Raw genomic sequence first — 23521 nt, 5'->3', positions numbered from 1 at the left:
TCGCAGGCTCAATTCATGCTGAGGCTCTCGTTTTCACAGGGTAATACCGGTCCGGTCCGGCAATGGCCGCAAGGCGCCAACATCACAGTATCTCCCCATCGCCATGGATAGGCGAATGTGAATGAGTTGCCGGATCGGGCCGCCAATTATATGAATGATAAGGAGGCAATCATTCCTTCTAAAATGAACGTGTGGATGCCGTATATGTAGATGGCGTAAAGGAAACGGTTCCGCAATGGCATCGTTCGGTGCTTGATTTTCTGGACGAATAAGTTGTTCTCCTATACAATAGCCTGAAATACAACGATGTTAATTGGAGGATAATCTTTGGACAGGAACATGCCGGAAATTTTGATTTATCATAACGAGGCGCAGCAGTATGCTTCGCACATTCAGGAACTTGGTTACAAAGGCATACTGCGAATAGCCCGGACGCCGGAGGAGGCAGCCAGGCATATAGAAGGAGCCGAAGTCATTCTGGGCTGGAACGTTCCGGACAGTTTGCTTGCAGCTCCGGAGGGACAATCGGTCAGATGGATTCAATCGACCGGAGCGGGCATTGATAATCTGGCAAATAGCCCCCGCGTTCCCGCACCGGTCACACTGACCCGCATTGTGGATCAGTATGGCAGGGTGATGGCTGAATATGTACTCGGCTATATGTTGTTTCATAACAAGGAAATGAAGCGCCTGCTGGAAGCACAGCAATCCCGAAGATGGGATGGCTTCCGGGTGGATACGCTTGAAGGGAAAATTATTGGTGTTGCCGGACTCGGTTCCATTGGCGCTGAGATTGTTGCCAAAGCCCGGGCATTCCATATGCAGGTATATGGATTGAGCAGGGGCACGGATAAAGCTCCGCTGGTTGACCGTCATTTTACATCCGGAGAGTGGACGGACTTCGTCAAGCAACTGGACTATCTGGTGGTGGCACTCCCGCTGACACAGGATACCCGCTATACGGTGAATCAGGAGGTGCTTGCGGCAATGAAGCCGGGAGCCTGTCTGATCAATGTCGGCAGGGGCGGTCTTATTGATGAGAAAGCGCTCATTGGCCAGCTTCAGCAACGGCCCGAGCTGACGGCTGTGCTGGATGTATTCGACAGGGAACCGCTTGATCGGGACAACCCGTTGTGGGAACTGCCGAATGTTATTATCACGCCGCATTTGTCCGGTCCGAGCCGGGTTCCGGATGTGAGCCGCTACTTTATGGCTAATCTGGATCTATATATCCAAGGCTTGCCTTTGCGAGGTGTTGTTGACCGTATAAGAGGCTATTAATTCATACAGATCAACCATTCGAGTGGAGGTCTTGTTTTCCTAATAAAGGATAATAAGGCCTTTTTTTCTCATTTATTTTTTGAAAATTCAGTTTCAAATCTTAGATCATTTAAATTCAGCTTGAACGTTGCTGTCCCTGTCAAGCATGGTGGCAGCCTTCTATCTGGCGGAGAAATACGGGATCACGACCACCTCGCAGCTGGCTGGAAAATCCGGTGTGCTGGTATTTGGAGCCAGTGAGGAGTTTATGAACCGCCCGGATGCCTGGCCTGAGATTCTGAAAGTATACAACCCCAAATTCAAAGAAATCAAAAGCATTCAAAATGTCGGCACTTGAGGCGCATCCCGAACTCGAAAAGGTACTGGGTCAGCTGGCAGGCAAAATTACCGATGCCGCCATGCAGAATTTGAACGGCGAAGTGGAGCTGAAGCAGCGCCCTCCACTGGAAGTAGCGAAGCAATGGCTGACGGAGAACGGGCTGTTAACAAAGTAAGGCAGAAACTTGTGTTTTCAAAAAAAGAGACGTTCGACAAACAGGAGGCAATACAATGAGTGAGCAAAAAAAACAAATGGCCCTTGGGGCAATGATGTTTTTTCCGGCGGGCGAGCATATTTCCAGCTGGCGGCATCCCAAGTCCGACGCAGAGGGGCTGCTGGATTTCAATTATTACAAGAAAATTGTCCAGACCGCTGAACGGGGCAAGTTCGATATGTTCTTCTATGCGGATGAACTCTATGTGTGGGACCGGTTCGAGTCCGGGATCAGCCATGCGAATAGCATACGACCTGAACCGTTCACCCTGCTTTCGGCGCTTGCCGTAGCCACCGAGCATATCGGACTGGCAGCCACGATTTCTACGACTTATAATGAGCCCTATCATATTGCAAGGAAGCTGGCTACGCTGGACTATTTAAGCGGCGGGCGGGCAGCTTGGAATATCGTCACCTCGCAGACGGATGAGGAAGCCCGCAACTTCGGCAAGGAAAAGCATCTGCAGCATGCGAGACGCTATGAGCGTGCGGGCGAGTTCGTCGATGTCACCCAGGGGCTGTGGGACAGCTGGGAGGACGACGCCCTGCTGTTCGACAAGGAAAGCGGTTATTTCGCAGACAAGGACAAGCTGCATAATCTGGAGCATCAAGGCGAGGAATTCAAGGTCCGGGGGCCGTTGAATGTGTCAAGACCTCCCCAAGGTTATCCGGTTCTGATTCAGGCCGGGGCATCGGAAGCGGGCAAGGAATTGGCAGCTGCCAAAGCCGAGGTCGTATTCGTTCCGGTCAGTTCCTTTACAGAAGAAGGGTTGCAGGCCGGCAAAGAGCTGTATGAGGATATTAAAGGACGAATGGAAAAATACGGACGTAATCGTGACGAACTGAAAATTTTGCCCGGCATTATGCCAATCATCGGCCGTACGGAGGAAGAGGCCAGGGAGCAGTTGGCCACTATTGAAGGGCTGACACCGCAGCAGCTTGGCCTGGATTTGTTGTCCCATTACTTAGGGCAGGATATTTCCTCTTATCCGCTGGATGAGCCGCTGCCATTTCTTCCGGAGATTGATGAGTTTAACCAAAGCAAAAGTGGGCTGAAACTGATTCGCGAGCTGATCCAGAAGGAAAATCCTACGCTTCGGCAGCTCTATCAGCGCGCGACCAATAAACGGGGCCTGGCGGATACGCCGGAGCAGATCGCCGATCTTCTGGAGCGCTGGTTCCTTGAAGGCGCGGCAGACGGTTTCAATATCGCGTTCTCTCATCTGCCCGGCGGACTGGATGACTTCGTCGATCTGGTCATTCCGGCGCTTCAGCGCAGAGGCGTATTCCGCACCGAGTACACGGGAAGCACGCTTCGCGATCATCTGAACTTGCAGCGTCCGTCTAACCGCTTCAGCCCGGTTGCCATATCCTGACGACGCATGTCAGCGCAGCATAGGTCGGCTTTTGCCGGATTGTTTGTCGTCGCACTTTTCTGGGGCATCAGTTATGTCATCAGTTCTTATATGCTCCAAGCCTTTTCGCCGGTGCTGCTCTAATTTTTGCGGATGGTGTTTACCTTGCCCTTCCTGCTGCTCTACTCTGCCATATTTTTCACCCTGATTCAGCAGCCATTATATTTTATTGGTCTGGAGTATTCTACAGCAGCGAATGCGTCTCTTATTTATGCGGCAGCACCGCTGACGACGATGGTTCTGGAAGCTGCCTTTCTGAAGACCCGCATGCAGGCCGTCAAACTTGCAGGCGCAGCGCTCGGATTTGCCGGTGTGCTGATTATCGTACAGAATGGCGCCCATTCCTGGCAGATTTCGATCGGTGATATCTATTTGCTCATCGCCATGCTTGGCCTGTCTGTGAATGTGCTGTTCACGCCAAGGTTGGCCCGGACGCTGTCCCCTTTTACGATTACGCTGTATTCCTTCCTGATCGGAACCTTGCTCATGGCTCCGACCTTCGGCGGCGAGTGGCTGCTTGGGGCGGCGGAGATGAACGCCTCTGCTGTCATGTGGCTGCTTGTCGGTGTTGCCGGCCTTATCAACGTGGCCACCGGCATCTGGTGGGTGCGTGGAGTAGCCGTTGTTGGTCCGGGTACAGCATCTTTATTTCATAACTTGCCGCCTTTTGTTGCTATGCTTGCTGGTTTTCTCGTCCTGGGCGAGCAAGTGCTGCTGTCGCAAATTTTGGGTGGTGTGCTGATTTTGCTTGGTGTCTTTATTTCAAACCGCGCGAGGCCCGTTAAGGCAGCCCCACCTCAGACGGCGGAACCTGTGCAGCCGCAAATTCCTGTGGTGCAGAATCTACTGGATTCGGTGCAGGCGGCAACTGCTGCGGATGGGGAAAAAGCTAAGATATAGTGTGAATATGAGGGATATGTCGTGAAACGATTTACGAGAATATAAGTTTCGAAGAAGCTTAACTGGATTTAGATTTGAATGATTAGATTCAACTATATATGGGTGTGTTTTGAGATCAAACAGCACTGCAATAGATTACTGTAAAGTCCACTATTTGATAGACAAAAGCATGAGAATGTCCTTTATGAGAGGACGTTTTCATGCTTTTTTCAATACAATCATAAAAATAAGATTGAGAATTATCTTCAGGAACGCCCCTGTTTGCCACAAGCTGTTTTAATTTTTGGTTTCTGTATGAAGAGCGATCTGATCTCTGTCGCTATTTCTTATTTCTAAAGAAAACTGTAACAAAATGCTTCTTCAGCCGTTATACAGGAGGGGAGGGGCGGCTGGTGAAAAAAGAGAAAGATACATACACTGAACTGTTCAAGCTGTATTCCCAGGCCTTGTACCGTTATCTTTACCGGATGTGCGGCTCCAGAGAGATCGCAGAGGAACTGTTGCAGGAAACGTTTTACCGGTCTATGCTATCGCTGCGCAGACAGCATCTGTATAACGCAAAGGCGTGGCTTTACAAGGTAGCACGGCATCTTTACATTGACTGGCAGCGCAAGCATTCGACGGAGCAAAAGGCCATGCAGCAGTTTGAAGAATTAGAGTGCGGAATTAGCACCATACCCTCGCCGGAGGATGCGCTTGACGGCAAAGAACAGCGCCGACAGATCGAGGAAATTTTGCTTTGCCTGCCTGAACATTACCGGACGGTTGTCTATTTGCGGGAAGTGGACGGCTTTTCTTACGCGGAGCTTGCCGACCTGCTGGGAATTACCATGGATCAGGTGAAAATTAACTTGCACCGGGGGCGCAAAAGATTCAGAGAAATTGCTGTAAAGCTCGAAAGGAGAGACATCGATGGATGAACAGCAGAAATCAGCCGGTACACGGCGGGAGGTTCCGCTTCAATTAAAGAGCTGGGAAGGGGAGCAGCACATTCATCTGCAACTGAATGAAAAGCGGATCAGGCGAATGATCTGGGCAACCAGATTCAGAGTAGCGCGGAGCGTAATAGCGACCGGGGTAATGGTTCTGTTTTTTTATCTGCTGTATATGGCGGCAGTCAATATTGTATTTGTGAAATCTGATTATAATTATAAATTTGCCCGCTATTTGATAACGATGGCGAATACCCATGAGCAAGGACTGCGCATTCGCAGCGCTCCCAATGTTGAGGTAAATGGCCTGTTGACCCAAAACATGAAGCTGAATCTATACCGGAAGGTTGGGCAGTGGGATATTAAAGAAGGGGAACTGACCGGAAAAAAACATATTTTTGGGCCTTATACATACAGAACAGATGTGGAATCTAAATATTGGCAGGGAAGCCCGTCGTTCTCCTACGCTGTTCCCGGCGGGCTTCTGAAAGGGGGGCCGGACTCAGAGATGAACAGAACAGACTCAGCCGATACGTGGAATCAAATCGCACACATCGGGGATGGATTTGTAGCGGAGATGGGCTTTTCGCTTATGAGGGGAATGCAGCCGGAAGAGCTAATGACTATGCTGGACAAATACGATCTTACTCTGCTAAGTATGCCGGTATATGCCGGGGAGATCAGAGAGTTCAAGCCGAATTTTTCCTCTTCGTCAGGCAACTTAATTCAGGTTCAGCATCTGACGCTTCAGCCGAGAGTTCTATTTAATGAGAATCATTCATTAAGCGGCTGGTCTACCGGACTTGGCGCTGGCAATATAGAGGAGGCCAAGCAGGGATTGCTGGAGGATATGGAGTGGCTGCTGTCAGAAGGAAGCTACAACGGATCTGAAACGGATGAACTGCGCCTTGATTATTTGAAAAGAAATGGCATCTATGTATATGGAGCTGTTGTGACGGGCCCGATTCGTGAGCTGGAGAAGCTTCAGGAGGAAGAGCTGTTGCATGAGTTCAAGCTCGGTGCTGTGGAGGTATGGAATTGGCATTGACAATGGCAGACAGGCCAGCTGCCGTATATGGACAGCATATTCGCAACTATCCGGCATTTTCACAGCAGGCCCCGACAGGGGCCTGCTTGTCGTTGGCGGGCCATATTGAAAGACATAATATTTCTGGGGAAAATTCTTAACATTTGTCGCGGGAGAAGTGCTTAAGACATGGACGATGCATCCTGCTTGCTGTAAGCGGAAGGTGTTAGCCCGCTCCATTTGCGGAATTGCTTGGAAAAATACAATGCATCGTTGTATCCGACCGAGGAGGCGATCTGCTTGATGGAAAGCTGGCCTTCCTTCAACAGCTGGGCAGCCCGCTCCATACGAATCCGCAACAGATACTGCATGGGGGATAGTCCGGTAGCTGCCCGGAACATCTTGGACAGATACGTCCGGTGGTAACCGAGTGATTTGGCGATATGGTCAATCGACAGCGGCTGGGCATATTGCAGGTTCAGCCAGCTTACTGTGCGGGATATCTGGCGCTGCATTTCCGATTCCATAACCGCTGCCGGAGCGAGCTGTGCCTTATTGGCCAACGCAAGCTGGTACAGCAGCAACTGCAAATGCCCGGATGCTTTCAGATCGGCCAGCTGCGGATAAGTTGTATCGTTCAGGGCGTCCTGCATATACCGGTATTCAGCCATTATTTGCTCATCCGGCTCGGCATGAATGACGCAGCTGTCCGGGCGAATTCCGATATCCGCCATCAGGGCAACGTGATGATAAGGGGTAAAGGCTGCCCAAGCGTATTGCCAGGGAAACATCGGGTCGGCCTCGTAGCTGACCAGCTTACCCGGCAGAATGAAGAAGGTATCGCCTGCGCTGCAATTGTAACGCTTCCCGTCGGACTCGAACCAGCCCTTGCCCGCGATAACCGTATGAATCAGCACATATTCATGAACTGTAGGGCCAATCCGGTGATTGCCCTCAGGCTGGGCCTCCCCGCAGAAGAGAACGGAAAGGCCGGATTTGCGCAGGGAGGAATTTAATCTCACATGATGCCACTTATGATCCGTCATCTGTTCTCACTCCTTAACCGGTTCGCATCAGCTTCTTTTTATTTTAGATTATCATACCATGCCCGCCTGACAGACGTCATGAATCAGACTACAAACGTCCATATTTATCTTCGTTCCTTCCATATTTCTTTGTGAAGCCTTCCCCTATAATAAAGACATTGAAAGCCATTACACATGCAGCATTTAAGCGGCATTTACAGGAGGAACAACACATGTCCAAAATTACGTTTCTGGGTGCAGGCAGCACCATCTTTGCAAAAAATGTACTGGGCGATTGCATGATGACACCGTCCCTGCAAGGCTTCGAGCTGGCACTGTTTGATATCGACATGCAGCGTCTGAAGGATTCCGAGCAAATTCTGAACAACCTGAAAAAAACAATGGGCAGCACCTGTGTCATTAAGACGTATTCCGACCGGAAGGAAGCGCTGCGCGGAGCCAAATATGTCGTCAACGCCATTCAGGTGGGCGGCTATGATCCATGTACAATCACAGACTTTGAGATTCCGAAGAAATACGGTTTGCGCCAGACAATTGCCGATACTGTAGGCATCGGCGGTATTTTCCGCAATCTGCGTACCATCCCGGTGATGCTTGATTTCGCAGCCGATGTGCGCGAGGTGTGCCCGGATGCCTGGTTCTTCAACTATACAAATCCGATGGCGGTACTGACCAATGTCATGAACACGTATGGCGGTGTACGCACCGTCGGCCTGTGCCACAGCGTTCAGGGCTGTGTATCCGGACTGTTTGATGTGCTGGGGATGGAGAATGAAGGCATCCAAGCAAAGATTGCCGGAATTAACCATATGGCCTGGCTGCTGGAAGTGACGAAGGATGGCAAGGATCTGTATCCGGAAATCAAGCGCAGAGCGGTCGAAAAGCAGAAGGAGAAGCATCACGATATGGTGCGCCTGGAAATGATGCTGAAGTTCGGCTACTACATTACCGAATCATCGGAGCATAATGCCGAGTATCATCCATATTTCATCAAGCGCAGCTATCCGGAACTGATCGAACGCTTCAACATTCCGCTGGATGAGTATCCACGCCGCTGTGTCGAGCAAATCAAGGGCTGGGAAGGCATGCGTGAGCAATTGATGAACAGCCAGGATCTGGAGCACACCCGCTCGGAGGAATATGCTTCCTTTATCTTTGAGGCAATGGAGACGAATCAGCCGTTCAAAATCGGCGGCAATGTCATGAATAACGGACTGATCACGAACCTGCCAAAAGAAGCTTGCGTCGAGGTGCCGTGTCTGGTGGACAGTTCAGGCGTCAACCCGACTTATATCGGCGATCTGCCGCCTCAATGTGCAGCGCTCAACCGGACGAATATCAACACCCAACTGCTTACGATTGAAGCTGCCATCACCCGCAAGAAGGAGCATATCTATCATGCAGCCATGCTGGATCCTCATACGTCTGCAGAGTTGTCCCTGGATGATATCGTGTCCATGTGTGATGATCTGATTGAAGCACATGGAGACTGGCTGCCGAAGTTTGCATAATACAGCTTATTAGAAAAAGACCCCGGCCATATACGCTGGCGATCCAGACAGACTAAAGGACACAATGTTTTGCTATTGTGATCTCAAGTCTGCCGGAATGCCATCAGCGGACGGCGGGGTCTTTTTTGCTTTTCAGATTCTAGCCTTTCCAGCTGGATGGTGAACATCTTTATTTTTTTAAGTGAAAAGGTACCGTGGCCACGACGACATCCTTCTGATGGAACAGGCGTGCCCGCAGCAGCAGGCTGGTCTGGTTATGCAGCAGATTATGCCACCAGCTCCGGGTAATGAACTGCGGGATGAGCACCGTGACCTGCCCGCTATTGCCGGTTTTCCACTCGACGGTGTCGATAAATTTCAGCAGCGGCCGGATAACACTGCGATAGCTGGAACGCAGCACGATGAGCCGGACGCCGGGATCCCACTCCGCCCACTTTCGTTCCATGCATTCGATATCCTCATCATTAAAGCCGACATAAACGGCCACTACCTGATCTGTCAGCGAGCGCGCATAGCTGATCGAATTCATAACGACACGCGTTACGCCTGCTACTGGAACAATGATTGTGCCCCGGGAAGTAACCGGCTTGTCGATATCCAGCTGAATGCGCAATTCATCAGCAATATTGCAGTAGTGACGGTTAATGCGATAGAAAATCCAGATGACGAGGGGCAAGAATATAAACACAATCCACACCTGTGAAAATTTGGTGATAATAAAGATCATTGTAATCAATAGGGTCGTCAGCATTCCGACCGTATTCATAATCAGTTTTGGCAGCCAGCCTTTCGGCTTCAATCTGATCCAGCGGATCATCATTCCGAGCTGGGACAGTGTGAACGGAATGAACACGCCCACAGCATAGAGCGGAATTAGACTCACTGTGTTTCCGCCAAACGAGATAATCAGCGCTGCCGACAATACGCCCAGGAACAGAATGCCATTGGAAAAGCCGAGCCGGTCTCCGCGCGCCATGAACGCCCGCGGCATGAACTTGTCTTTGGCAAGCATGAAGGCGAGCAGCGGGAAAGCAGAGTAGGCTGTGTTGGCTGCCAGGAACAAAATCAGCGCTGTGCTGCCCTGAATGATATAGTAAAACACACCGCGCCCGAAGACCGATTCCGCGATTTGGGAAATAACCGTGGATTTCTCCGCAGGCACAATGCCATATCCGTAAGCGAGCAGCGAAATGCCGAGAAACATAGCGCCAAGCAGCAATCCCATCATGACCAGTGTAGCAACCGCATTGCGGGAAGCGGGCTCGCGGAAGTGCGGCACTGCGTTTGAAACAGCTTCAACGCCGGTCAGCGCGGAGCAGCCGGAGCTGAAAGCCTTCAATAGCAGGAACAGGCTAATGCCGGACAGAGCCTCATGCGCACCGGGCGCGACAGGACTAACCATCTGACCGGTCAAATACCGGTAGGCTCCCGCTCCAATCATAATAAAGATGATCACGACGAATAAATATACCGGTACGGCAAGCACAGAAGCTGACTCGGTTACACCACGCAAGTTCAACAGTGTAAGGAAACCAATCATGATCAAGGCAATCCACACCCGGTCATCATGCAGAGAAGGGAAGGCGGATACAATCGCATCCGTTCCGGCTGATGAACTGACCGCTACTGTGAGAATATAATCGACCAGCAGGGAACCGCCTGCAAGCAGTCCGGTTGCTGTACCCAAGTTATCCTTCGCGACAACATAGGCGCCGCCGCCTGCCGGATAGGCGGCAATCGTCTGACGATAGGAAAGGATTAGAATGAGCAGCAAGCCAAGCACGGCAAATGAAATCGGAATGGAATACCAGATGGCGGCAATACCGATTGTCATCAGTACAAGCAGAATCTGCTCCGTGCCATAGGCGACAGAGGACAGCGCATCAGAGGATAATACTGCAAGCGCTTTGAGCTTGCTGAGTTTCTCTCCCTCAAGTGCACTGCTTTTCATGGGGCGTCCAATAAATAATCGTTTGATTTGGCTAACCATAGCCTTTTAGTCCTCTCTTTCGTAACGCTTACGGAGTTAGCTGACGGATTCGGGCCCGAAAGAATGCCCTACACCAGTTAACCCTGGCGATTCACCCCATAAGCAGCTGTTCTGTAATACATGGCCGAGATAGCTGCTTGTTCGGTTCCCCCGTTCCTGTAAATGACAGGACTCAGCGTAAATGTGATATACGAAAGAATGATACGCCTTGACACTCTCACTGTAAAGGAACAAACGGAATCGAAAAGGAGACAAAAGATGCTTAATTAAGCCGTTAAAGCGATTACATGCGGTCTGCTCGCTGGCGGGCTTGCATTAGATCGCAATCTCGTGAACTTTTAAAGAAAATGCTCAGTCTTGTTAAGTTTTCACGAAAGGCCTTTTTTTATTCCACAGGCAGCTAGGCAGGAGGTAAGAGGTGATTACTCTTTTCTCTCGATGGGGATGAAAAACAATGAAGGGCGGTCAGACGATAAAAAGCCGCTGCTGCTAACGGGTAAAGCCCGAAGAGAAACGGCTTCATCCGCCGCGGCTGCGGCTCTCGATAAGATTGTTGTTGCTTTTGAGCGTTTCGTTACTCTTTATTTTTGCGAGGCGGTAACGAGTCTGGTATGTCCAGCCTTTTTATTGCCAATTCTCAGTTGGATGATGATCATAACCACTACAACTACCATTAAGCCGAAAATAGCGGAGTGGAAATTGCCGGCGGAATCGTGCACGATCCCAACGAAGAACGGGCCAAGGGCACCAATGATGTAGCCCCCGGACTGGTTCATCGCGGACAGCGAGCTTGCATCAGCTGCATTGGACGTCTCATCAATTGGAAGCATAAGTGCCATCGGGAACAGGCCGCCGGCGCCGATCCCCAGCACAATACATGTCAGCCAAGGCGTTACGGATGTTTGCAGCATAATTAGGCCGATCAGCTCCAGGGCAGCGCATCCGACCAGCCACAGCATTCGGTGCTGGAAGCGGCTGACAAGAATCGGAATGAAGAAGCTCACCGGAATTTGGATCAGCGTGAACAAGGTCAGAATGGTGCCTGCGGTTTGCTTGTCATAGCCCATCTCCTGCACGATTGGGGCAATCCAGGCTGTCAGCGAGTAAAAGATCAGTGCCATCGCCCCGAAGAAGCTGGTAAGCAGCCACGCTCTGCGGTTTCTTAGCGGCAGGCGCGAACCTGATGCGGCTTTCCCTGCGACAGGAGCCGCAGCTGCGGATATAGCAGCAGCTTTCATAGCCGGGGAATCCTGACGTGTAAGTCTCAACCAGAAGATCAGGGCAATGACAGCAAGTATGCCCCAGAAGGACACGGAGGCTTGCCATGTGCCAAATGAATTTTGCAATGGAACGGCAAGCCCGGCACCGAGCGCAGCCCCGACGACAAGCGCCATGGAATAAATGCCGACAATGGCCGATGGATTAGTAAAATGCTTCTTAATAAATCCCGACAGCAGTGGTCCGGTAATGGCAATTCCGACACCGGCCAAAAATGCAGTGAGCAGCATCATCCAGGCGGTATCAGCCCAAAATCTGAGGACAGTGGCAACGCCGATGAGGGCTAAACATAGGGTAATCGTCCGTTCAATGCCAAAGCGGAGGCTTAATTTGACGGCTGCTGGAGCGAACAGCCCCATACAGAGAACCGGCAAAGAGGTTAACAGGCTGACAACCGAGTTGCTGATGCCAAGCGCATCACGTATCGTCCCAAGCAGAGGCGAGACCGATGTTATAGCCGGACGCAAATTCAGTGAAGCCAAAAATAGTGCAGCAAGCAGGAAAGCGAATCGCATGATGTCTCATCTCCATCTGTCTATATATTGTGTACCCGATCCATGCGGCAAAAAGAATCGGCATTGGCCGGGTACATTTAATATCTAAAGTGTATAGCGAGAATAATGATTGATCAATATAATAATTACTATTATTATCATTGGTATAACCAATGATAGGAGGAGAGCCTGTGGAGATCCGCCAGCTTCAATACTTTATGGCTGTTTGTGAGGAGATGCATTTTACAAAGGCTGCCGAAAAAATCGGCATCTCCCAGCCCACACTAAGTCAACAGATTCGTGCGCTGGAGGATGAACTGAATATTCCTTTATTTGACCGGATCGGCAAAAAAATTGCGCTGACGGAAGCCGGATCGCTGTTGCTGCAATACAGCTCGCAAATTGCCCGCAACCTGCAAAATGCCAAGGACTCCATTGGAGAGCTGCGTGCCATTCAGCGGGGGACAATCCGTGTCGGTGTCCTGCCTTCTGATCTGGACTACCGACTTACGCAGCTTCTTATTGATTTTCACCGTGAATATCCGGGCATTAAATTGCAGATGAGCGCTTCAATTGAAATTTTGAACAAGGTGCTCGACAATGATGTGGACATCGGCATTAATTTGCAGGGTGAGCCTGATGATCGCCTTGTTCGTATTCCCTTATGCCAGGAACAATATGTGCTCATTGTATCCAGGGAACATGCCCTTGCAGAACGTACATCAATAGTCCTCCGGGAGCTGAAGGCCATTCCGATGGTGATCTTCCCCAAAGGCTTCCTCGGCCGCGAACTGGTAGAGGAGCGCACTCGCGAGCATGGCTTTCATCTGGATTCCATTATGGAAACCAGTTCAGCGACCTCGATTATAAAATTGGTCAAAGCAAATATCGGTGCAACTGTGCAGCCGTATCCGTTGTTTCTGGAAATGGACGATCCAACCCTCCATGCGATTACCATTGAGGATGACCCGCCCAGCCGTACTCTGGAACTGATTTACCGCTCGGACCGTTATCTCGGCCAGGCGGCCAAGGCATTTATTGAACGGGTGAGGGCGTATTTCAAACAGTCTTGAGTGGCAGGAAGAGGTGCGTAGAGTAAAATGCCCCACTGTTCCAGATGCATTTTGGAGGATCATCAGAAACGTGGGGCCGGGAGCAACCTGCAGGTCATGCTGTTATGTTGGTTATACTTGACAACGAAATTAATAATCGTTATCATGTGAGCGAATGATGAAACGAACACAGCAGACTGCCAGTTGTGAAAGCCAGGGGAGATTACTGTTGTTGGCTTATAGGGGGGCACATGGTGGAAGATTTGGATTTTGGCATTATTGAGCGTTTTTATCATATTTCGCCGCGGGGAGCGGCTAATCCGATGATTGAGCTGCCTGCGTCTTTGCTTCTTGATCAGGACAAGGTCAGGGAGGTGCTGGAGAAGGGGGCCGCGCTTGTCAAGGCGACCAGTTTGGAGCTGCCGGCATCGTTTATTGGTTCTACTTTTTTTTATTTGTGTGCTACATACATCGTATTTATGGCCCAAGAGAACAGGATTCCCGATTTAACGCTGGACAATTTAACTTTTCAAATAGAGGGTCATAACGATCATTTTCATCTGGGCTATAAAATCAATCGTCTTGAATGGAAGGACGTTCCTGATACCGGGCGTGAAGCATTCGTAGCGAAGGAATTTTCCCGGCTGATTCAGGATACCGTATATCCGGGTGTGGAGGCGGTAGCTGCCAGTGCCGGGGTCAAGAGCGCGATGATCTGGAACCAGTTTGCGGGGCAATATACATTTTTGACGAAATATCTCAAGGCCAATGAAACCCGGGAAGAAGTATTGGTCCGGCTTGAGCAGGATTGTGCAGTGATTTTGGAACAGATTTCCGCGGATGAATTTGGCCGCAGGAGACATCCGTTTGTACATAAGCCCAGATACATAGACAGCCCGTACAGTCCTGGTGAGCAGATCGCGATCCGCTCCTCCTGCTGTATGTATTACTGCAAGGAAGACGGAGTCAAATGCTATTCCTGCCCCAAACTGACCGCTGAGGCCCGCGAGGAGATGCGGCAGGAAATCTTGGCGAAAGCCCGGTAAAGACTTTGAAAAGAACCGACGAGAACCGACGGAGCTATACTCCGCCGGTTCTTTTTTATGTGTGCGCCCAGCAAAGCATGCATCTTCTAGCCGGTGGAAGTTCGGTTGCGGGACGATCCAAGCCCCCGGGTAGCTGGGATACCTGCGTATGGATAAATCTGTGCGTAGAAGCGTATTGACGAAAGTACCTGTCAGTGACAGGGCGAGCAACCTGCCAGGCTGCAATATGAAGTGAATTCTGCCGCTTCGTCAAAAAGGTCTTGCAAGAGGGAAGAGAGGGAGCCGAGTCCCGAGCATATGGACGAAGGCCAAGGAAACTGCCTAGAACTTGGAGCGGCAGCGAAGAATCCTCCAGCGTAAAGCGGCATGGCAGGAAAGAGGATGCAGTGAACTGGGGAGACCCTCCCCTGCACGAAAAAAACAAAACAGTTTTTTTTGAAACGGTAAGAGACGATCTATAAGCCCGAAGGGTGAAGTGAATCGTCTGCAGGAAGGAGTCCGAGGGGCGAATAGTACCGAAGAAAGCAGGACAACACTCCTTGCGGGAGGGAAGGCGCCCTGCTTTGTTCACGTTTCTTAAGGAGGTACGAGCCAGTGAATGCCGTGAGGCTGACAACACCCAAGGAAACCGTTCAACAACTCCAAGGAGAATCCGAGGTAGCCCGTCAGCTAAAGGTATTAAATGCAGTCTATATTAAAATGTTTATAAAAATTTGATAAAATTGGTGTTTTTGACAAAATGATATGTTAACATGTAAAAAGTCCTATTTAATTAGCATAATTTGTAATAAAAAGGTGGTGGGGATCTCAAAAAATGAGAGAGAGACTAACGCAGGAATTCATGGCATGAAGGACATGGTACTTCTAATTTTCGCTTGGGAGTGTCGATTCAGTCTCAAAATGAATGCTGTATGACCATTCTATTTTAGAAAAGGATGATAGTGTGTGAATCGCAGGTTTTCATTATTGATTGTATTATGCACGATTATTTCTGTTGGGATGTCATCTGCCATTAGTGCAAAATCAAACGATTTGGAACAGGGTAAACCAGACAGTCTTGCCGCAAGAGAGAAAAGCCATAATCAGCCCGAAATTGTAAAAGAGATCATTGAAGGACGCGGAGAAAACTATAAAAGATACTTGCTTCGTGACGGCAGCTATAAACTCGAGATTCACGAATCCATTATTCATTATAAAGATGAACATGGAGAATATCAGGATTTGAATACGGATTTGGCAGACGGGTCGACCGATACAGATGTTGAATTGCTGAATGACGGGATCAAGAAAAATGGAAATTTTCCTGGATGGATTACCTTTGAAGTTACAGGCAATTTGACAAGCCATAATGTGTACAACTTTTCCCCTGTGCTTATCGATGCAAAGGGAGTTACCCGAAACGTCAAGGTGACCGAACGGGTGGAGGGAGCTAAAAAATATCTGGATTACGAATGGGATGAAGAGGGATTGGCCTATCCTGTTGTTATGAATTCAATCGTATCGCTTCAGGCAAATATCCCTCCAACTCCCGATGTCTCCTATACAGATGCAACAGCTGCTTTAAATCAACCTGCAAGCACATCTTTAGCGTACATCTATGATTCAGCAGGGCGAATCGATTATATCCTCCTTGTTGGCAAGTTCAAACTTGTTTATGAGTACGATTTGAATGGAAACCTGATCCGTACCGTTAAAACTGCCTTGTAATTATTTTCAATCGCATATGAATAAATAGGAGCTGTTTGTATGAGAAAAATCATCGTCTATCTTCTGCTTATCGTTTTATTAGCGCAGCTTGCACCTGTCACTTCCATAACTGCGGAAGGTAAATCGAACATTTACATTTTCATCAGTTGAAGAACTGCCGGTCCCACTTGTTGAAGAGCTGTCCCATAAGGAAGTCTTAACCTTAGAATGGTTAAGCCAAAGCTTTCAACTGCCCGAGACTGATTTGCTGGCGCAAGTAAATAAAGGCTACACCCTGGATGAACTATATGCTGCCCTGCAAATCAGACAGCCATCGGGTCAATCCTTGGATGAATTATTACAACAGATCAATCCTGAAATTGAGATTCAATTGGGACAATTGGATTATTCAGCTTCCCGATTTGAGGACGAGAAGCCCATCGAAAGCCCGATGGTGAATGTCGATCCTTCAACTGATGGGGAGTATGTAGAACCGACAGGCGAATTAATTATTCCGGATGAAAGCTTGCTCACTCCTTCCGGGAAACCAGATCCATCTGACAAACAAATGCTGATGTCTAATCCCTACCCAACCAGTTACGACGAGTTTGCTATTAAACGGTTAAATATTCAACGGGACAATGCACCTTTTTCAATCCATTCCATCAACGAAAACATATCGACAATTAGCGGCTCCCTTTCCGTACAGGCAACGGATATGGTGCTGCCGGGGAGAAACGGGTTGTCCTTTGCGTTGACACGTAAATATGATAGTTCTGATGCCCAATACTATGATAAACAACTGGTTAGCGGCAACCCGTATAGAGTAAAGTATTACCCGGAGCTGACGAGTCGGTTATATTACAAAGAATCGCAGTCTAACCCTGTGCCGCCTCAAATGGGAAATGCCGGAAAATTTGTTTTTGACCAGTATGGAAACTATTTTTCACTTATACAATTAATTAATAGAGCGGAGACAAAAGTCTACTATCCCATGCTCAATGAGCCTGATGTAGAGTTTAATAATGAAAGATCAGATGCTTTGAAAGCGGCCTGGCGCTATGTCGATCCTGATACGATGAATAGCTCCTACTTGTTAGCGAAGGAGGTGACTTTAAACGGGACACCATTAATTGCTAAATATTATACAACAGGAAATTTGGTCTTCGATCCAATCTATTTCCATCAATATCAGACCTATATCGTTTACGGAAACGAGACAAAAGTGAAACAAGAGGAGAAACGTTTCCCGATCGGGAAAGGATGGAGCTGGGATCTTCCCTATATTGAAACCAAGGATAACAACAAGAAATATATTCATCTGTTTGGTGGGAGCGCTTATGAGCTGGACGGTCTTCAACTAAAGGGGTACCCGTGGAAAGATCTGACGCTTGAGTCCGGTTACTTCAACTTAGGTGATAACAGATACGCTTCGCATCGGCTGAAAACACTTGACGGAAAGAAGATGTATTTTACCTCTTCAGGACGGCTGATTGAAATTGCGGATGCCTATAATAACACTCTCCAATTTGAATACCAGTACGTGCATCCGTACGACATGGTCCTGACGAAAGTCAAAGATGCCATTGGCAATGAGTTGACGATTACCTATTCGGCGACAGAGGTTGTCGTCACGCTTGGCGATCGCACGGTCAAGTTCGACAAAATTAAAGATCCTCAAGGCAATAAGGAACTGCTGTCGCAGGTCACCGATGCGATGGGCCGAAAAACCCAATATACCTACGATATTAAACCGGTTCCTTTCGATATCGTCGGCGGCGGCCGCATGAAAGACAATTATATCGCCTTGTTAAAGCAGGTGCACCACCCGACAAAGGCGCGAACGGATTATAGCTACGCCGACTTTGACCGTTCACTGGGCAATAGCGCCAAGGAACGGGCGTACCGGGTGACTTCCAGAGAAGACGTGGTGACGTATACCGACGGGACCGTTACGAAATCCAACCGGGCGGATTACAGCTACAATGGCGATGGCGCGATGGTCAGGCCTTCCAACAGCTCGTTTTCCACTACCATAAACAACGGTCGGACACAGACCACCTATCACTATGACCGCGTGTATATCGACGAGAATACGCCGGAAGTGTATTACCATACGCAAGTGGTCAACAGCAGCGGTGCCAAGCAGGTCATCGATTCGATGGAATACAACCGGACCAAGCGCTGGCCTGTCCCGGTCAAAGTGATTTCCCGGACCTGGCAGGGTTCCTCGCAATCGGCAACGAGTATCGTAACCCGGAATTATAACGATTATGGAAACGTGACCTCCGAGACCGATCCGAATAACAACACGACGACGTATACGTATGATACCCAAAACCTGTTGAGCAGCTCTAACGTGCCGGTGAATACGAAAAGCTTGCATGTCGAACTGGAGCGGTATCCGGGAACGAACGGAATCAAGACGGTAACCCTGAAGGAAAACAATGCGAGCGGCCCGCTCAAGGCCCAGACCAGCTATGTGTATGACAGCTACGGAAATCCGAAGACCGTCACCTTGAAGGATGACACGCGGGATATTGTCATTACGAATGAATACGATGTTGCGCTCTATCAGGCAGCTTACCCGACACGGCAATCCATTCAGGTGACGGGAGCAGATAATCTGAACACGTTGGTGGCGCAGCAGTTCCGCTATAAGCTGGCAACGGGCGAAATGACGTCCCACACCGATGGAAAAGGGTTTGTCACCCTAATGGAGTACGACAAGCTGGGACGGATGACGAAAGCCACGCATCCGGATCAGAGCAGCGTCTCGGTCCTCTTTGACGATAACCAGAATCAGGTGACGGCGACCGACGAGACCGGGGTACAGAGTGTTGTGAAATGGAACCCGTTGGGTTTGAAAGTATCCGAAGGGATTGTGGGCAAAGGCGCGACCACCTACGGTTACGATGTCTACGGACGCTTAGTCCGAAGCGACGATGCAACCGGAAAGCGAACGACCTATACGTATGATGCCTGGGACCGGCTCACGCGTACGCAATTCCCGGGAACTGACAATGCATTCACCACCGTTCTCTACGATGACATTCAGCGCACGGTTCAAACGACCGATCCGGAAGGCAACGTCACCAAAGAAACGATGGATATTCTGGGGCGTCCGATCAAGCAAGAAGCGATAAATACTTCAAGCGCGCTCAAAAGCATGACCCAGTATACGTATGACTACGCCGGAAATGTGGTTACGCAAAAGGATGCCAAAGGGTTCACCACCACGTATGCCTACGATGTATTGGGGCGGCTCATCACCGTGACCGATCCGGGAGCGAACGCGACGAATTATGTCTACAGCCTTGCCGGGAACCTCAAGGAAACGAAATACCCGGACAATGCGAAAATGACGAAGCAGTACGACCAGATGGGCCGCGTCATCCGTAAAACGGATCCAACTGGCGGTATCGAATCCTATTTCTATGATGCCAACAGTAATTTGACGAAGATTGTCAATCGGAAAGGCCAAGCCCGTACGTATGGATATAATAACCGGGACCAGCAAATCTCCAGCACCACGAGCCAGGAAACGATCACAACGGGTTACGATGCAGCGGGCCGAAGACTCTGGATGCAGGATGGCACAGGAAAAACGCAGTACAACTATGAAGCAGGCTCCGGCTGGCTGCGCTCTGTCACGTACCCGGATACTCGCAAAACCGAGTACGAATACGATACCCAGGGCAAACGAACCAAAATGACCGATCCTTTTGGTGTTGTGAGCTTGTATCGTTATGATGCGCGAAATCAAATGGATGCGGTAGGCTCCGCGGCTAATGTCTGGGATGCCATCTACGCCTACAAGAAGAATGGGCTTGTTGCTACTGCTGACCTGCGCAACGGGATCCGGTCGACCTTCGGGTACGATGAGTTCAATCTGACATTGTTAACGCATACCAGAGCCGGAAGCACATTGGGGACTTTTGCTTACCAGTATGATCAGAACCGCAACCAGACAGGCAAAACCGAAAGCGGCGCCGCGTATACGTTCGGTTATGATTCGCTAAACCGGATCGCGACATCGACCCAGTTTAATGAAACCTACACATATGATGTGCGGGGGAACCGCAAAACGCTAGCAACGGATGCCATTCCGAAATTAGAGGAAGTCAACTATACGTATGATGACCGTGACCGTTTAACGAAGGTCGTGACGGGAGCCAACAAAACGGTGACGTATCGTTATAACGGAGACGGGTTGCTAACGGAACGAACAGAAGCGGGAGTTACGACCCGTTATTACTATGATGGAGCAGACATCATTGCCGAAGGAACCGTAACGGGTGGGACGGTTAGCCGCAAAGCCAGTTACATTCGAGGGAACGAATTAGTGTCACGAGTCGATGCCAGCGGCAACCGGGCGTATTATTCCCATAACGGGCATGGCGATGTGACGCGTCTCACAGACCAAGCGGGCAATGTGCTCAATAGTTACACGTATGATATGTGGGGGAATCCGATAACGGCGAGTGAGACCGTGCCGAATCTATTCCGGTATAGTGGAGAATATTGGGATGAAACGACAGGATTGCAGTATCTGCGTGCCCGATGGTACGATCCGAGTATAGGGCGATTTATTAATGAGGATACGTATGAGGGGGATAACAAGAATCCACTGACGTTGAATTTGTATGTGTATGTGATGAATAATCCTTTGATTTATGTGGACTCTTCAGGACATATCCCTACAGTGATGGAAGCCGCAAAAATGGCACAACACATATACGACCCATCTAATAAAGAATTTAAATTATCCGGAGGATGGAAATATGTTACGATGTATGAAAGTACAGATAAATCATTAAGGGTAGGTATATATTCTAGAGCAAAATCTGATGGATTAGTTGAATATTCATTAGTTAATAGAGGGACAAGCAGTTGGGGTACCCTCAGTGATCCTAGTGATGAGGCTGTGAATAATTTACAACAACCATTCGGTGCATCAAAAAATATGCAGGATTCAATCTCATATGCTTCCAAATTTGTAGAAAATTATTCGCTACACGAAGTGACAATGGTTGGACACTCAAAAGGAGGTGCTGAAGCCGCCGCTAATGCAGTAGCTACAAATACAAACAGTATTTTATTTAATCCTATGTCTGTTAATTTATCGGCGTATGATTTAAAGGCGAAAACCTATAAAGCAAAGATGACGGCCTATATAGTAAAAGGGGAATTACTGAATAATATATTTGGGGGAATGTCGACTCCAATTGGTGAAGTGAAATATTTACCTACACAAATTTGGATAGAAATTAATGCCCCTTTTGGTATTAAGTTCCGTGTCCCTGATATGGTAGGGAATCATGGAATGAAAGCGGTCATAGATGCTCTAGGGAAAGCAGGGTATTAATGAAAAAATTCATTGTATTATTAGTTGTAATTTTTTTGTTGATTGTTTTCTTTATAACTTTTAAATTTCTATGGGGTTGGCAAATTAGAGACGGAACAGAAGATACTCCGGAGTGGCAAATTCGCAATTTAAGAATTTGGAAAGATACTCCGGTTTGGGATTTAGCGTTGGCTGTAAAAAATCAGGATGTTAAAAAAATAAGTAAAATTAATAAATCTCATCCTGGCTTGCTAAATTATCAAGAGCCGAGGTATGGAACCACATTGCTTATCTGGTCAATTGGTGTAGAAAAGTATAATTCGGCCAAGGAACTACTTAAATGTGGTGCTGACCCTAATATTGTTGCAACTACTACTGGAGAAACGGCTCTTTTCTTGGCAACGGGATATTCCTGGGTGGACAATGCGGCTAAAAAAGATCCAAAGTATGTAAAACTTCTTTTGAGTTATGGTGCAAATCCAAATATAAATTATAGTGGTAGTACCCCAATATTAGAGAAGGGAACGAGCCCATTAATAAATTCAATCGGTTATGGCATTGATAAAACGAAAGCATTACTTGATGGTGGGGCAGAGATTGATTACAAAACATCAAGTGGAATGACTGCGGCTATAAAAGCTCTTGAGATAGGGGGGCCGAATGCTACAATTAATGCTATGAGATACGCTTATTATTTAATTGTTGAAAAAAAAGCTAACGTAAAAAATCCATACTACATATTAGGTTTAAGAGATGAGTATGGTAACCCCGATCCTAATAACGTACGGTATCCTGTAGATATTTTAAGAAACTGGATACCAGAATTAAATTCTGAAGAACATAAGCTGAAAATGGACATTGTTGAAGAGATTGCAAAACAGGGAATTGACTACTGGAAAACCGAAATACCTCAAAAGCGTCTTGAACAGATCAAAAAGATTTACCAAGACACTTGGCAAGAGTATGTAAAAAAATACTAATACTTTTCAGGGAAACGCCAGGGCTGCAAATGGGTCGTCGACGCTATGACGTTGAACCATCTGCGGCCCTTTGGGGTAAGGGGGAGGATCCAGACACGAAACTGACGGAATGCCTTGGCCATCTCGCTGGCGAACTGATTAGCCATACGACATTGCGTTTTAACGCTAGATTTTGCTAGCTTGGAAGCATTGGAAACACAGACGCGCGCTCCTTCGGAGGCTTGTTTTATTTGCTGTGCGACGAAGTTTGTATGCTGGATTGAGCGTTTGCCGGAAGTGTATTACCATACGCAAGTGGTCAACAGCAGCGGTGCCAAGCAGGTCATCGATTCGATGGAATATAACCGGACCAAGCGCTGGCCTGTCCCGATCAAAGTGATTTCCCAGACCTGGCAGGGTTCTTCGCAATCGACAGCGAGCATCGTATCCCGAAATTATAACGATTATGGAAATGTGACCTCCGAGACTGATCCGAATAACAACACGACGACGTATACGTATGATGCGCAAAACCTGTTAAGCAGCTCTAACGTTCCGGTGAATACGAAAAGCTTGCATGTCCAGCTGGAACGCTATCCGGGAACGAACGGGATCAAGACGGTAACCCTGAAGGAAAACAATACGAGCGGCCCACTCAAGGCCCAGACCAGCTATGTGTATGACAGCTATGGAAATCCGAAGACCGTCACCTTGAAGGATGATACGCGGGATATTGTCATTACCAATGAATACGATGTTGCGCTCTATCAGGCTGCCTTCCCGACACGGCAATCCATTCAGGTGACGGGGGCAGATAATCTGAACACGCTGGTGGCGCAGCAGTTCCGTTACAAGCTGGCAACGGGCGAAATGACCTCCCACACGGATGGAAAAGGGTTTGTCACGCAAATGGAGTACGACAAGCTGGGGCGGATGACGAAAGCCACGCATCCGGATCAGAGCAGCGTCTCGGTCCTCTTTGACGATAACCAGAATCAGGTGACGGCGACCGACGAGACCGGGGT

General features: G+C 48.7%; 18 protein-coding genes and 1 riboswitch. Of the genes, 15 read left to right on the top strand and 3 right to left on the bottom strand.

Annotated elements, in window-relative coordinates:
* Window positions 1-327: 327 nt before the first annotated feature.
* The 7 genes from H583_RS0114230 to H583_RS0114200 all read left to right on the top strand — a co-directional run bounded on the left by H583_RS0114230 (window position 328) and on the right by H583_RS0114200 (window position 6108).
* Window positions 328-1281 (top strand): D-2-hydroxyacid dehydrogenase, encoded by a 954-nt coding sequence (locus tag H583_RS0114230; protein WP_028561025.1) that lies wholly within the window; start codon window positions 328-330, stop codon window positions 1279-1281.
* A gap of 127 nt (window positions 1282-1408) precedes the next feature.
* The gene (locus H583_RS0114225) at window positions 1409-1618 is read left to right on the top strand and encodes a glycine betaine ABC transporter substrate-binding protein (RefSeq protein WP_054706100.1); all 210 of its coding nucleotides are present in this window, start codon (window positions 1409-1411) and stop codon (window positions 1616-1618) included.
* Window positions 1605-1775, top strand: a complete 171-nt coding sequence (locus H583_RS36135) for a glycine betaine ABC transporter substrate-binding protein (protein WP_081667228.1) — start codon at window positions 1605-1607, stop codon at window positions 1773-1775. Before H583_RS0114225 ends, H583_RS36135 begins: the two co-directional genes overlap by 14 nt.
* 55 nt (window positions 1776-1830) lie before the next feature.
* Window positions 1831-3189 carry an LLM class flavin-dependent oxidoreductase gene (locus H583_RS0114215; protein ID WP_028561023.1) on the top strand — a complete coding sequence of 453 codons (1359 nt, stop codon included), beginning with the start codon at window positions 1831-1833 and terminating at the stop codon, window positions 3187-3189.
* Between the two features lie 132 nt (window positions 3190-3321).
* The gene (locus H583_RS0114210; RefSeq protein WP_156326579.1) at window positions 3322-4128 is read left to right on the top strand and encodes a DMT family transporter; all 807 of its coding nucleotides are present in this window, start codon (window positions 3322-3324) and stop codon (window positions 4126-4128) included.
* A gap of 392 nt (window positions 4129-4520) precedes the next feature.
* On the top strand, window positions 4521-5048 hold the full coding sequence (locus tag H583_RS0114205) for an RNA polymerase sigma factor (RefSeq protein WP_036709736.1): 528 nt from the start codon (window positions 4521-4523) through the stop codon (window positions 5046-5048).
* Entirely contained in the window at window positions 5041-6108 is a 1068-nt protein-coding gene (locus tag H583_RS0114200; RefSeq protein ID WP_051236478.1) for an anti sigma factor C-terminal domain-containing protein, read from the top strand. Before H583_RS0114205 ends, H583_RS0114200 begins: the two co-directional genes overlap by 8 nt.
* 161 nt (window positions 6109-6269) lie before the next feature.
* Here H583_RS0114200 and H583_RS0114190 read toward each other — a convergent pair whose 3' ends face one another.
* Window positions 6270-7133 carry an AraC family transcriptional regulator gene (locus H583_RS0114190; RefSeq protein WP_028561019.1) on the bottom strand — a complete coding sequence of 288 codons (864 nt, stop codon included), beginning with the start codon at window positions 7131-7133 and terminating at the stop codon, window positions 6270-6272.
* A gap of 212 nt (window positions 7134-7345) precedes the next feature.
* Between H583_RS0114190 and melA the strand changes: the two genes are divergently transcribed.
* Window positions 7346-8644, top strand: a complete 1299-nt coding sequence (gene melA, locus H583_RS0114185; protein WP_028561018.1) for an alpha-glucosidase/alpha-galactosidase — start codon at window positions 7346-7348, stop codon at window positions 8642-8644.
* A gap of 169 nt (window positions 8645-8813) precedes the next feature.
* Here the strand turns inward: melA and H583_RS0114180 are convergent, their stop codons facing one another.
* Both H583_RS0114180 and H583_RS0114175 read right to left on the bottom strand, forming a co-directional pair.
* On the bottom strand, window positions 8814-10634 hold the full coding sequence (locus H583_RS0114180) for an APC family permease (protein WP_028561017.1): 1821 nt from the start codon (window positions 10632-10634) through the stop codon (window positions 8814-8816).
* Between the two features lie 10 nt (window positions 10635-10644).
* A riboswitch (cyclic di-AMP (ydaO/yuaA leader) is annotated at window positions 10645-10822 on the bottom strand.
* A 393-nt stretch (window positions 10823-11215) separates the two neighbouring features.
* Window positions 11216-12427, bottom strand: a complete 1212-nt coding sequence (locus tag H583_RS0114175; protein WP_036709733.1) for an MFS transporter — start codon at window positions 12425-12427, stop codon at window positions 11216-11218.
* Between the two features lie 170 nt (window positions 12428-12597).
* Here H583_RS0114175 and H583_RS0114170 point away from each other — a divergent pair, with 170 nt between their 5' ends.
* From H583_RS0114170 to H583_RS33005, 7 genes are all read left to right on the top strand, one after another.
* Entirely contained in the window at window positions 12598-13479 is an 882-nt protein-coding gene (locus tag H583_RS0114170; RefSeq protein WP_028561015.1) for a LysR family transcriptional regulator, read from the top strand.
* A 230-nt stretch (window positions 13480-13709) separates the two neighbouring features.
* A complete protein-coding gene (locus H583_RS0114165) occupies window positions 13710-14504 on the top strand; it encodes a hypothetical protein (RefSeq protein WP_028561014.1) in 795 nt (264 codons plus the stop codon).
* 594 nt (window positions 14505-15098) lie between these two features.
* Entirely contained in the window at window positions 15099-15221 is a 123-nt protein-coding gene (locus H583_RS37880) for a hypothetical protein (RefSeq protein WP_281170125.1), read from the top strand.
* A 228-nt stretch (window positions 15222-15449) separates the two neighbouring features.
* On the top strand, window positions 15450-16211 hold the full coding sequence (locus H583_RS0114155; protein ID WP_028561013.1) for a hypothetical protein: 762 nt from the start codon (window positions 15450-15452) through the stop codon (window positions 16209-16211).
* 325 nt (window positions 16212-16536) lie between these two features.
* A complete protein-coding gene (locus H583_RS0114145) occupies window positions 16537-21558 on the top strand; it encodes an RHS repeat domain-containing protein (RefSeq protein ID WP_154665896.1) in 5022 nt (1673 codons plus the stop codon).
* Window positions 21558-22517, top strand: coding sequence for an ankyrin repeat domain-containing protein (locus H583_RS0114140; RefSeq protein ID WP_028561011.1), 960 nt, complete (start codon window positions 21558-21560; stop codon window positions 22515-22517). Before H583_RS0114145 ends, H583_RS0114140 begins: the two co-directional genes overlap by 1 nt.
* 180 nt (window positions 22518-22697) lie before the next feature.
* The coding region (locus tag H583_RS33005; protein ID WP_154665895.1) for an RHS repeat domain-containing protein at window positions 22698-23521 on the top strand (824 nt) is incomplete at its 3' end.

The organism is Paenibacillus pinihumi DSM 23905 = JCM 16419, from assembly GCF_000422505.1.
Classification (GTDB): domain Bacteria; phylum Bacillota; class Bacilli; order Paenibacillales; family Paenibacillaceae; genus Paenibacillus_D; species Paenibacillus_D pinihumi.
Note: the sequence above shows the minus strand (reverse complement) of the source record. Positions and strands in the feature narration are given on the sequence as shown.